The 12,171-nt window shown below is 74.7% G+C and carries 7 protein-coding genes; 2 read left to right on the top strand and 5 right to left on the bottom strand.

Annotated features, from left to right (window positions below; all coding sequences use genetic code 11):
- Positions 1 to 8: 8 nt before the first annotated feature.
- Positions 9 to 896 carry a lytic transglycosylase domain-containing protein gene (locus IMZ35_RS13010; RefSeq protein ID WP_199441278.1) on the bottom strand — a complete coding sequence of 296 codons (888 nt, stop codon included), beginning with the start codon at positions 894 to 896 and terminating at the stop codon, positions 9 to 11.
- A 337-nt stretch (positions 897 to 1,233) separates the two neighbouring features.
- Here IMZ35_RS13010 and IMZ35_RS13005 point away from each other — a divergent pair, with 337 nt between their 5' ends.
- A complete protein-coding gene (locus IMZ35_RS13005) occupies positions 1,234 to 1,824 on the top strand; it encodes a hypothetical protein (RefSeq protein WP_199441277.1) in 591 nt (196 codons plus the stop codon).
- An 84-nt stretch (positions 1,825 to 1,908) separates the two neighbouring features.
- Here IMZ35_RS13005 and IMZ35_RS13000 read toward each other — a convergent pair whose 3' ends face one another.
- From IMZ35_RS13000 to mfd, 4 genes are all read right to left on the bottom strand, one after another.
- Positions 1,909 to 5,124 carry a S41 family peptidase gene (locus IMZ35_RS13000; RefSeq protein ID WP_199441276.1) on the bottom strand — a complete coding sequence of 1,072 codons (3,216 nt, stop codon included), beginning with the start codon at positions 5,122 to 5,124 and terminating at the stop codon, positions 1,909 to 1,911.
- Positions 5,125 to 5,235: 111 nt separating this feature from the next.
- Positions 5,236 to 6,198, bottom strand: coding sequence for a nucleoside triphosphate pyrophosphohydrolase (locus tag IMZ35_RS12995; RefSeq protein WP_199441275.1), 963 nt, complete (start codon positions 6,196 to 6,198; stop codon positions 5,236 to 5,238).
- Positions 6,195 to 7,166, bottom strand: coding sequence for a hypothetical protein (locus IMZ35_RS12990; protein WP_307868030.1), 972 nt, complete (start codon positions 7,164 to 7,166; stop codon positions 6,195 to 6,197). Before IMZ35_RS12990 ends, IMZ35_RS12995 begins: the two co-directional genes overlap by 4 nt.
- A gap of 13 nt (positions 7,167 to 7,179) precedes the next feature.
- On the bottom strand, positions 7,180 to 10,776 hold the full coding sequence (gene mfd / locus IMZ35_RS12985; RefSeq protein ID WP_199441274.1) for a transcription-repair coupling factor: 3,597 nt from the start codon (positions 10,774 to 10,776) through the stop codon (positions 7,180 to 7,182).
- A 222-nt stretch (positions 10,777 to 10,998) separates the two neighbouring features.
- On the opposite strand from mfd, the gene IMZ35_RS12980 reads away from it, so the two are divergent.
- A complete protein-coding gene (locus tag IMZ35_RS12980; RefSeq protein ID WP_199441273.1) occupies positions 10,999 to 12,168 on the top strand; it encodes a PQQ-dependent sugar dehydrogenase in 1,170 nt (389 codons plus the stop codon).
- Positions 12,169 to 12,171 lie beyond the last annotated feature (3 nt).

Here is a 12,171-nt window from a genome sequence, read left to right as displayed (position 1 = left end):
TCTCCACGCTAGTCCTCCACGCTGGCGCGGGCGTAGGCGTCGGCGCCGCTGTAGACGTTCTGGCCGTACTCGACGGACTCGTTGTACCTCAGCACGGCCCGCCACCAGCCCTCGCCGGTGGCCAGGTCGGTGTCGGAGGAGCACAGGTAGCGGGCCGCGGTCAGCGCCGCGTCGTCGATGTTCTGCGGGTCGGGCGGGGAGCCGTCGCCGTTGGCCCGCATCGCGTACTGGACCCACGTGCCGGGGATGAACTGCATGGGGCCCACCGCGCGGTCCCACGTCGTGTCGCCGTCCAGGGTGCCGCCGTCGGTGTCGCCGATCGCCTTCAGGCCGGGCGAGCCGTCGAGCGGGATGCCGATGATCGGCGGCGAGGTGCGGCCGTCGTCGCCGAGCACCGCGTCGCCGTACTCGCCGTGGTGCGACTCGATGCGGCCGATGCCGGCCAGCGTCGCCCAGGAGATCCGGCACGACGGCGCCTGCGCCCGCATGACGAGGTCGGCGACGGCGTAGGCGCGCAGCGCCCGCACCGGGATGTCGGTGTTGCCGGAGACCCGCTCGGTCCAGGCGTTCAGCGGGTCGTCGGCGGCGGTGGGCCGTCCCGCCGGAGCGGCCTGCGGTTCCCCGCTGGCCGGGACCTCCCCCGCGCCCACGGGCGCGGCGGCACCGGGCTGAACGTTCTGGAGGGGCACGAGGAACGGAGGCGCCGCCGGTTCGAGGGGAGCGCGCTGGACCTTCCCCAGCACCCAGACGCCGCCGACGACGAACGCCACGAGCAGCACGACGAGGACGAGCCGGCCGGCGAGGTCGCCGAACCTGCCGCGTCGCCGGGGCGGGCGCCGTCCGCCGTCGCTGCGCGTCGGATCGGTACCGGTGTCTAGCGGCGAGGGCGGGACCACGACCCCAGGCTACGGCGTGAAGTGCCACTTGCGGGCGGTTGACCACGGTGAGTGATCACGGTGATCTGGACGGCCGTTCGGACGCGTGAGCCGCTTCTGTCGCGTGCGCAGGTCAAGCGCGATGCGGGTGCCGTTCACCCGGTCGGACCACCCCGGAGCCCGTTCACGTTCGAGGCACCGCTGTCACCCGGCGTGATCGACCGGCGGTCGTCGGAGCGAGCGGTCCGGTCATCCCGGAGCCGTCGCCGAGGCGTCGGCGGTCGTGGTGACCGTCGGCGACGGCTCGGCGGTGGTCGGCGGCGTCCCGACGGGGGGCTGCGCCGCGGAGGACTGCCCAGTGGAGGACTGCGCAGTGGACTGCGCGGTGGAGGACTGCGCCGCCGAGGACTGCGCCGCCGAGGACTGCGCCGTGGAGAGCTGCGTGGTCGAGACGTCCGCGGTCGTCGTGGCCCCCGTCGGCGGCGGTCCGGTCGTCGACCGCGCGACGCCCGGCTCGGACCTGGCGGTGCTCGGCCGCCCGGACGCCCGGACGGTCGTCCCCGGTGGCGCGGACGCCGTGCCGCTCTCCCCCGGCACCGCCGCGACCGCCTCCGGGAACGGCTCGCGCGGCGCCCCGTCCCGCACCGGCACCGGCGCGCTGGTCAACGCGCGCAGGTCCACGAGCACCGTTCCGCGTCCGCGCCCCCGGTCGGGAGCCGAGGTCCGCCGCGCGGGCGCGGTGAGGACGGGCGGCACGGGCCGCACCACGGTGACGTTCCCGGTGGCGGTGGCGCTGACGACGCCGGGTCCGCGCGGCGGGAACGCCGTGCCGGGGCCCGCGCCCCCGCCGAAGTACGACACGAGCGCGACGACTCCGCTCACGGCCAGGAGCGGCAGCAGCACCGCGGCGCTGAAGCACCCCCGGCCGCTGGGCGGTTCCTCCCGATGACTCACGTGGTGTCCCCCGATCACGAAGGCTGCTCGCACAGACTCCTGACCCGCGGACGAGAACGCCACGCAACACTCCCTCAGGTCACTCGGTCGAGTGGCCCGCCAGGGGCGGAACCCGCGGCGGCGTCGCCGCGGGGTGCTCGGCGAGCGCCTCCAGCGCCAGCCGCACGGCCGTGTCGAGCTGCGGATCGCGCCCGGCCGCCCGGTCCTGCGGAGTGATCACGACCTCCACGTCCGGGTCGACGCCGTGGTTCTCCACGGCCCAGCCCGGCCCGGTGAACCAGGTCGCGTAGCGGGGCTGCGTGACGAGCGTGCCGTCGACCAGGTGGTACTGCATGTCGATGCCGATCACCCCGCCCCACGTGCGGGTGCCGACGACGGGTCCGATGCCCATCTCCTTGATCGCGACGTTCACGATGTCGCCGTCCGACCCGGCGAACTCGTCGGCGACGGCCACCACGGGCCCGCGCGGCGCGTCGGACGGGTAGCTGTCGGACGTGCGGTACCCGCGCGCCACGGACCAGCCGATCACCGTGCGGCCCAGCTTCTCCACGACCAGCTCCGACGTGTGGCCCCCGCCGTTCTCCCGCACGTCGAGCACCACGGCCTCCCGCTGCACCTCCACCCGCAGGTCGCGGTGCAGCTGGGCCCAGCCGTGCCCCATCATGTCCGGCACGTGCAGGTAGCCGACGCGCCCGCCGGACAGCTCGTGCACGTGGGCGCGGCGGTCGGCCACCCACGCCTGGTAGCGCAGGGCCGACTCGTCGGCCAGCGGCACGACGACGGCCCGGCGCGGCTCTCCCCCGCCGCCGGGCCGCAGGGTCAGCTCGACGGGCTTGCCCGCCGTGCCCACGAGCAGCGGGCCCGGCCCCGCGACCGGGTCGACCGGCCTGCCGTCCACGGCGAGGACCGCGTCACCGGCGCGCACCGCCACCCCCGGCGCGGCCAGGGGTGACCGCGCGCGGGGGTCGGAGGTCTCACCGGGCACGACGCGGGTGATCCGCCAGGTCCCGTCGTCGTCGCGGGCGAGGTCCGCGCCGAGGAGCCCCTGATCGCGCGCACCGCCGCCCCGGTCGGCCGGCCACACGTAGGCGTGCGACGTGCCCAGCTCGCCCTGCACCTCCCACAGCAGGTCCACGAACTCGTCGTGGCTGCCCAGGCGCTCCACGAGCGGCCGGTAGCGCTCCAGGACGGCGTCCCAGTCCACCCCGCCCATGTCCGTGCGCCAGAAGTGGTCGCGCATCAGCCGTCCGGCCTCGGCGTAGCTCTGGCGCCACTCGGCGGCCGGGTCCACGACCACCCTGATCCGCGACAGGTCGACGTCGGTGGAGTCGCCGCCGTCGTCGTCGGTGTCGACCTTGCGGTCGGTGGGCAGCACGCGCAGCTCGCCCCGGTTCTCGACCACCATCCGCTGCCCGTCGCCGGTGACGGTGTAGCCGCTGAGCCCGTCGACCAGCACCTCGGACTTGAGCTTGACCAGGTCGAAGCGCTCCAGCACGGGCCGCGGGCGGCGCTCGCCGGGCTTGGCGAGGTCGTCGCCGAGGACGCCGGACAGCGGGTTGCGCAGCCACAGCAGGCCGTCCCGCACCGCCGACAGCCCGGAGTAGCGGGCGGCGGGCACCGGGAACACCACGACCCGGTCGGCGATCCCCTCCAGGTCCACGACCGTCGACGCGGGCGAGTCGTCGTCGTCCTTGGACCTCGACTCCGGCTCGTCGTCGTCGCTCTCGACGGGCCTGCCCAGGCGCAGCGGGTCGAACGGCGACGGCGTGGTCGCGGCCAGCGGCACCAGGTGCGGGCGGCAGCCGGTCGGGAAGGACAGGTCGAACACGTGCGCGTCGTAGACCGGGTCGAAGCTGCGCACCGACAGGAACGCGAGGTGCTTGCCGTCCTCGGTGAACGCCGGGGAGAAGTCGGTGAACCGCAGCGGCGTCACGTCCACGGTGGACAGGCCGGTGGTGTCGACCATCTTGATCTGGCGCAGCGGCCGCGGTCCGGGGTGGGACCAGGCGAGCCACGCCGAGTCGGGCGAGAACACCAGGTCCTCCACGTGCGGGTTGGCGTCGCCGGTGACCTGGCGGACCTCGCCGGACTCGACCTCCACGAGCAGCAGGCGGCCGTCGTGGGTGGCGACGGCGACGTGCCGACCGTCCGGCGACACGGCCAGCTCCAGCACCCGCCCCAGCCGCCCGGTGCCGACGCGGCGCGGGGTGTTGCCCGGCTCGACGCCGCCCACGGGCGTGAACTCCAGCGACTCCTCGCCCTCGGCGTCGGTCACGTGCACGACCTGCCCGGTGTCGCCGACGACCCGCGGCAGCCGCGCCCGCACGCCCGGCCGCTCGGCCAGCGCGCGGACCGGCCCGTCGCGGTGGGTGACCCAGTGGACGGTGCCGCGCACCTCGACGGCGCTGGCCCGGCCGGTGTGGTCGGGGCTGTGGTCCTCCAGGTGGTCGCGGGCGGCGACGGGGTGCCGCGCACGGCCGGTGCGCGGCCCGCCGAGCCGCACGTCGATCCGGCGGGGCTCGGCGGCCAGGCCGTCGAGCAGCCACAGCTCACCGGCGCACTGGTAGACGACCCGGCTGCCGTCGGTGGTGGCGGCGCGCGCGTAGAACTCCTGCTCGGTGTGCCGGACGAGGTCGCTGCCGTCCGGCCGGATCGAGTGGACGCCGCCGACCCCGTCGTGGTCGGACAGGAAGGCGATGCGGTCGCCGATCCACATCGGGGACGTCAGCGAGGCCGTGACGTCGGGCAGCACTCGGGTGAACTCGCCGTCTCCGCGGGTGCTGACCCACAGCTTCCCGGCCGCGCCGCCGCGGTAGCGCTTCCACCACGCCGGGTCCTGCCCGTAGACGCTGGTGATCACGACCTGACCGGACGGTCCGAAGGAGAGGTCCCCGACGAGCCCGAACGGCAGCGCCCGGCCCGGCCCGCCGTCGACGGGCAGCGCGTGCGCCCACTGCTGGTTGTGCGTCGGCCGTCCCGCGGCGGTGACGGCGACGATCTCGCCCTCGGGCGTCCAGCCGCGCACGTCGGTCGTGCGGTGGCCCCAGTGGGTGAGCCGGCGGGACGGGCCGCCCCGCACGGGCGCGACGTGCACCTCGGGTGCGCCGTCGCGCCCGCTGGTCCACGCGAGGAGCGCGCCGTCCGGGGAGAACGCGGGCGAGCGCACGGGCGCCTGGTCCGCCGAGACCCGCCAGGCACGCCCCCCGTCGACGGGCGCGAGCCACACGTCGTCCTCGGCGACGAACGCGACGAGGTCGCCGTGCAGGTGCGGAAAGCGCAGATAGGCGTCGGTCACCACCCCGACGTTAGCGAGGAACCGCCCGCGAGTTGAGCGTTCGGGCACCGCGAGTTGAGCGTTCCAGCACCGCGGGTTGAGCGTTCGGGCACCGCGGGTGGACCGTTCGGGTCACCGGGGCCAGAACCGGCGCCACTCCTCGGGGCTCAGCGCGGCCGGGTCGTGCCCCTGCACGCGGGCGGCGGCCTCGGCGGAGCGCACGTCGGCGGCGAACCGGCGGGCCACCTGGCGCAGCTCCGTCTCCGGCTCCTCGCCGGCGATCTTGCCGAGCGCGGCCACGGCGAACAGCGTCGTGCCGGTGTCGTCGCCCTCGGGCAGCAGGTCGACGGGAAGCCCCGCCCTGCGCACCCGCTGCACGAGCTTCGCGGCCAGCGCCACGGCGGGCTGCCCCAGCGCGACACCGTCCACGCTGGACTCGCGCTTCTTCTCCTGCTGCTTGAGCTCCTCCCAGCGCACCTGCTGGGAGGACGCGTCGCGCACGGCCGGATCGGCGGCGGCGAACACGTGCGGGTGCCGTCCCACGAGCTTGGTCACCAGGTCGTGCGCCACGTCGTCCACGTCGAACGGGTCGTCCGGGTGCTCGCGGGCCACGCGGGCGTGGAACAGCACCTGGAGCAGCACGTCGCCCAGCTCCTCGCGCACCGCCGCCCGGTCGCCGTCCTCGATGGCCTCCAGCAGCTCGAAGGTCTCCTCCACGAGGTACTGCCGCAGCGAGTCGTGGTCCTGCTCGGCGTCCCACGGGCACCCGCCGGGCGAGCGCAGCCGGTCCATCACGGCGGCGGCCGCGACCAGCCCGGAGCCGGGGCGGCGCGGCGCGCGCAGCACGGGAGCGCCCGCGCCGATCAGCGCGGTGGCGGCCGGGTCGCGCTCGTCGGCGGTGATCAGCACCAGCGGCGCGGCCGTCCCGGCGCCCGCCGGGTCGGCCGGGACCGGATCGGCCCCGAACTCCGTCCACGCCGGCCCGCCGCAGACCACCGCCGCCGTGCGCAGGGCGCGCAGGGCGGCGGCGGGCAGGACGTGCGGGTCGTGCTCGTCGAGCAGCACCACGAGGGTGCCGGGGTGGAGCTCGGTCATGCGTCGGTCTTGCGCACGGTCGCCTGGTACCCGGCCATCTCCCCCTCGCTCGGCACGACCTGCACCGAGGAGGCGTCCCACACGCCGTAGCGGGGGTTGATCCGGATCTCCAGGTCGGTGGTGAGCGACTGGACGACCCGCAGGCCGATCAGCCGGCGGACCTGGTCGGTGAGCTGCTCCACGGACGCGTCGTCGGCCGGGGCCGCGTCGGTGCTGCGGTCGGTCACGTGCGCGACGAGCCAGCGGCCGCTGCCCTGGTCGGGCTGGAACGCCAGCACCGTCCCGGCCGGCACCGCGAACAGCTCGGTCTGCGCGTACTTCGGGGAGGCCGCGGAGGTGAGCACCACGCCCTTCTCCGCCTGACCGGCGCCACCGGTGTCCTGGAGCGCCTCGGCGATGAAGTCGTCCATGCGCGACGGGTCGGCCGCGATCTGCTCGGCCTTCGCCACGGCGTCGGCGCGGTCGTTGACCGGGAAGTAGTCGAACGTGATCTGGAGCTTGTCGGCGTACTTCGCGCCGAGCGCGATCTGGAGCAGCTGGTCGCGTGCGGTGGCGCGCAGCGTCGAGGCGTCGTCGATCGTGTTGCGCGAGCCGGCCTCGGCGCCACCGGCGCTGTCGATCAGCTCCTCGACCTTGGACTCGTCGACCGTGACGCCCTCGCGCTCGGCGGCCTTCGCGGTCAGCTCGTGCTGCACCTCGGAGGTGACGATCGAGGAGGAGATCTGGCCGAGCTTGCCCTGCTGCTGCATGTCCTGGGCGGCGGACTCCTTGTCGAGGACGACCTGGAGGCGGTGCTGCACCTGCTCCAGGGGGACGACCCGGTCCCCGACGACGACCGCCGCGCCGACCTGCGACGGACCGGAACCGCACCCGGCGAGCAGCACGCCCACCAGCGCGCCGACCGTCGTGATCCGCCGACGACGGCCGGTCGATGACTTCTGCCCGGAGGTGATCAGTGCAGTGCTCACGTCCGCCAGCCTCTCACGAACCCGTGACGGCGCTCACGGGAGTACCCGCGAGCGACCCCAGGAAGGACGCGCACCAGTCCAGCAGCTCCTGGTCGCGCAGCAGCGGCGCGCCCATCCGGCCGCCGGCCGCTCCCTCCGTCGGACGCGGGACGGACACGGTCCCGGCGGCCTCCTTGTAGACGGCCCTCGGGTGCAGCCGGCGCAGCCGCACGAGCTGGGAGTCGCGCAGCTGGAGCTTCGCGAACCGGATCGTGCTGCCCTGCGCCGCGACCTCGGCGACCCCGTGACGGCGGCACTCCTGGCGGAACGCGGCCACGGCGAGCAGGCGCTGCACGGGCAGCGGCGGCGTGCCGTAGCGGTCCTTCAGCTCGTCCCACACGGCCTGGAGCGCGGCGGCGTCCGGCGCGGCGGCGATCTTGCGGTACGCCTCCAGCCGCAGCCGCTCGCCCGGCACGTAGTCGTGCGGCACGTGCGCGTCCACCGGCAGGTCGACCCGGACGTCGGCCAGCTCCTCCTCGCCGTCGCCCTCGGCTCCGGCGTGCCTGCGGAACGCCTCCACGGCCTCGCCCACCAGCCGGATGTAGAGGTCGAAGCCGACGCCCGCGATGTGGCCCGACTGCTCCGCGCCGAGGATGTTGCCCGCGCCGCGGATCTCCAGGTCCTTCATCGCCACGGCCATGCCCGCGCCCAGCTCGGTGTTCTGCGCGATGGTCGCGAGCCGGTCGTGCGCCGTCTCGGTCAGCGGGGACTCCGGCGGGTACAGGAAGTAGGCGTACCCGCGGTCGCGGCCCCGGCCGACCCGGCCGCGGAGCTGGTGCAGCTGGGACAGGCCGAGCATGTCGCCGCGCTCGACGATCAGCGTGTTGGCGTTGGAGATGTCCAGGCCGGTCTCGACGATCGTCGTGCAGACGAGGACGTCGTACTCGTTCTCCCAGAACCCCTCGATGATCTTCTCCAGCTTGTCCTCGTTCATCTGGCCGTGCGCGGTCACCACGCGGGCCTCGGGGACCAGCTCGCGGATGTGCCGCGCCGCCCTCTCGATCGACGACACCCTGTTGTGCACGTAGAACACCTGGCCGTCGCGCAGCAGCTCGCGGCGGATGGCGGCGGCGACCTGCTTGTCGTCGTACCCGCCGACGTAGGTGAGGATCGGGTGCCGCTCCTCCGGCGGGGTGAGGATCGTCGACATCTCGCGGATGCCGGCGAGGCTCATCTCCAGGGTGCGCGGGATCGGCGTCGCGGACATGGTCAGCACGTCGACGTGCGTGCGCAGCGCCTTGATGTGCTCCTTGTGCTCCACGCCGAAGCGCTGCTCCTCGTCCACGATCACCAGGCCGAGGTCCTTGTAGCGCAGGTTCTTCTGGAGCAGCCGGTGCGTGCCGATGACGACGTCGACCTCGCCGTCGGCGAGCCCGGCGATCACCTGCTCCGCGTCGGCGGAGTCGGTGAACCGGGACAGTCCCCGCACGTTCACCGGGAACGCCCTCATGCGCTCGGTGAACGTGCCCAGGTGCTGCTGGGCGAGCAGCGTCGTCGGCACCAGGACGACCACCTGCTTGCCGTCCTGCACCGCCTTGAACGCCGCGCGCACCGCGATCTCGGTCTTGCCGTAGCCCACGTCGCCGCAGATCACCCGGTCCATCGGGACCGAGCGCTCCATGTCGGCCTTCACCTCGTCGATCGCCGCCATCTGGTCGACGGTCTCGGTGAACGGGAACGCGTCCTCCAGCTCGCGCTGCCACGGCGTGTCCGGGCCGAAGGCGTGGCCGGGCGCGGACTGCCGCGCCGCGTAGAGCTGCACCAGCTCGGCCGCGATCTGCTTGACGGCCTTGCGCGCCCTGGCCTTGGTGCTCTTCCAGTCGGAGCCGCCGAGCTTGTTCAGCGTGGGCAGCTCACCGCCGACGTACCGGGTCACCTCGTCGAGCTGGTCGGTCGGCACGAACAGCCGGTCGCCGGGCTGGCCGCGCTTGCTGGAGCCGTACTCCAGGACCAGGTACTCCCTGGTGGAGGTGGCGCCCGCGGTGTCCTTGACGGTGCGCTGCACCATCTCCACGTACTTGCCGATGCCGTGCTGCTCGTGCACCACGTAGTCGCCGGGCCGCAGCGCGAGGGGGTCGACGGCGTTGCGCCGCCGCGACGGCATCTTGCGCATGTCCTTGGTGGACGTGCCGCCGCGACCGCCGGTCAGGTCGGTCTCGGTGAGCACCACCAGCCCCAGGTCGGGGATGGCGAAGCCCTCCTCCAGCGCGCCGCGCAGGACGGTGACGACACCGGGCGCCGGCGGGTCGACCAGGCCGCGCTCCAGCAGCACCGACGGCACGTCGGCCTCGCGGAGCTGCTGGTCCGCGCGCTGCGCGGTGCCCGCGCCGGGGACGACCAGCAGCGCGGTGCCACCGGCCGCGGTGTGCGCGCGCAGGTCGGCGAAGGCCCGGTCCACGTCACCGGCGTACGCCTCGACGTGCTGGAGGCCGACGCGCACCACGTCGGCGTTCTCGGTGGTGAGCTGGCTGAGCGTCCACCAGGGACGGCCCTTCCCGCGCGCGGCCTCGGCCACGTCGGCGAGGCTGCGGTAGGCCGACGCGCCGAGGTCGATGGGGGCCTTCCCGCCACCGGCGGCGGCCATCCAGGACGCCTCCAGGAACTCCTGCCCGGTGCGCACGAGGTCGTGGGCGCGGGCGCGGACCTTCTCCGGGTCGGCGACCAGCACGTGCGTGCCCTCGGGGACGACGTCGGTGAGCAGTTGCAGCTCGCCCTCGCACAGCGCGGGGACGAGGGCCTCCATGCCCTCCGACGGGATGCCGTTGGCGAGCTTGTCGAGCATCTCCACGAGCTGCGCGTCGGCGGCGTGCACGGCGGACAGGTCGGCAGCGCGGGCGCGGACGGACTCGGTGAGCAGCAGCTCGCGGCACGGCGGGGCGACGAAGTCGTGCACCTCGGTCGGCAGCGACCGCTGGTCGGCGACGGAGAACGGCCGGATCTCGCTGACCTCGTCGCCCCAGAACTCCACGCGCAGCGGGTGCTCGGCGGTCGGCGGGAACACGTCGAGGATGCCGCCGCGCACCGCGAACTCGCCGCGCTTCTCGACCATGTCGACACGGGCGTAGGCCACCTCGGTGAGCCGTTCGACCAGCGCGCCGAAGTCGTGCTCGACCCCCACCTCCAGGTGGACCGGGGTCAGCTCGCCCAGGCCGGGAGCCATCGGCTGGATCACCGAGCGGACGGTGGCCACGACCACCTTCAGCGGCGAGGACTCCTCGGGGTGCGCGAGGCGGCGCAGCACCGACAGCCGCGCGCCGACGGTGTCCGCGCGCGGGGACAGCCGCTCGTGGGGCAGCGTCTCCCAGGAGGGGAAGGTCGCCACGGCGTCGTGGCCGATGAGGTCGCACAGCTCCGCCGTCAGCTCCTCGGCCTCGCGGCCGGTGGCGGTCACCACGAGCACCGGGCGGTCGCCGCCCTGCTGCGCGGCGAGGGCCGCGGTGATCAGCGGCCGGGCCGCCGGCGGGCCCTCCAGCTCCAGCGCGGGGCGGTCGACGGCCTCGACCAGAGCGCGGAACGCCGGGTCGGGCAGGACGGTGGTGAGCAGGCCGGAGAGCGGTCCGGGCTGGGACATGCGCGGTTCACCTCAGGTGCGTGCACAACGTGGACAGACCCCTGCCCGGGACGAGTCGGCCGGTGGGGATCTCGGGTCCAAGCCTACGTCGTGGGGCCGACGTTCTCCGCTCGATTCCGCGCGGGTGGCGGACGAGGCGCACGCGCGCCGCACTCCACCGGGGGAAACGCGCTCCCGGTGGAGTGAACGTCGAACTCACGCCGACACGGGCACTCTGGACACATGCGCAGACTCCCGTGGGTCCTGGTCGCACTGCTGACGGCGGCGTGCGCGCCGCAGGCCACCGGAGGCACGGCTCCGAGTTCGGCGCCCGTGCCGCGGGGCCTGCTCGTGGAGGAGGTCGCCGGCGGGTTCGAGCACGCGTGGGACGTGGGCGTGCTGCCCGACGGGCGGATGCTCGTCACCCAGCGCCCCGGCCGGCTCGCGCTGGTCGACGGCGACCGGGTCTCGCAGGTGGCCGCCGACTTCGGCGACGTGCTGGTGCGCGGCGAGGGCGGCCTGATGGGGATGGCCGTGCACCCGGACTTCGCCACCTCGCGCGAGTTCACCACCTGCCAGACGCACCAGGAGGGCGGCACCGCCGTCGACGTCCGCCTCGTCACCTGGCAGCTGTCCGAGGACGGGACGAGCGCGCGGCGCGTGGCGGACCCGCTGCTCGGCGGGCTGCCGGTGAACCCCGGCGGACGGCACTCCGGCTGCCGTCCGACGGTCGCGCCGGACGGCGCGCTGCTCGTGGGCACCGGTGACGCGGCCGACGGCTCGGCGCCGCAGGACCGCTCGGGGCTCGGCGGCAAGGTGCTGCGGATCGACCTGGAGACGGGCGGGGCCGCGGAGGGCAACCCGTTCGCGGACTCGGCCGACGAGGACGAGCGGCGGCTGCTGGCGTTCGGGCACCGCAACGTGCAGGGCGTGGCCGTGCGGCCCGGCACCGGGCAGGTGTTCACCTCCGAGCACGGCCCGGACGTGGACGACGAGGTGAACCTGCTGCGGCCGGGCGGCAACTCCGGCTGGGACCCGTCGCGCGGCGGCACGGCCGGCGGCTACGACGAGAGCGTCCCGATGACGGACGCCGAGCGCTTCCCGGACGCCGTGCCCGCCGTGTGGAGCTCCGGCCGGCCGACCGAGGCGACGTGCGACCTGGCGTTCCTGACCGGTGAGCGGTGGGGCGAGCTGGAGGGGACGCTGGCCGTGACCGCGCTGAAGGGCTCGAAGCTGCTGCTGTTCGCCCTGGACGAGGCCGGCGCGGTGCGGTCGGTGACGATCCCGGAGGAGCTGGACGGCACGTACGGCCGCCTGCGCGCGGCGCGCTCCGCGCCCGACGGCGCCCTGTACGTGACGACGTCCAACGGCAGCGACGACAAGCTCCTGCGGATCACCCCCGGCGTCGCCTGAGCG

Origin of the sequence: Umezawaea beigongshangensis (genome assembly GCF_016464305.1) — a bacterium.
Taxonomy (GTDB): domain Bacteria; phylum Actinomycetota; class Actinomycetes; order Mycobacteriales; family Pseudonocardiaceae; genus Umezawaea_A; species Umezawaea_A beigongshangensis.
Note: the sequence above shows the minus strand (reverse complement) of the source record. Positions and strands in the feature narration are given on the sequence as shown.

Excerpts from the sequence above, each read along its gene's own strand:
- mfd (WP_199441274.1), bottom strand. The coding sequence starts at position 10,776 with ATGTCCCAGCCCGGACCGCTCTCCGGCCTGCTCACCACCGTCCTGCCC.
- IMZ35_RS12980 (WP_199441273.1), top strand. The coding sequence starts at position 10,999 with ATGCGCAGACTCCCGTGGGTCCTGGTCGCACTGCTGACGGCGGCGTGC.
- IMZ35_RS12995 (WP_199441275.1), bottom strand. The coding sequence starts at position 6,198 with ATGACCGAGCTCCACCCCGGCACCCTCGTGGTGCTGCTCGACGAGCAC.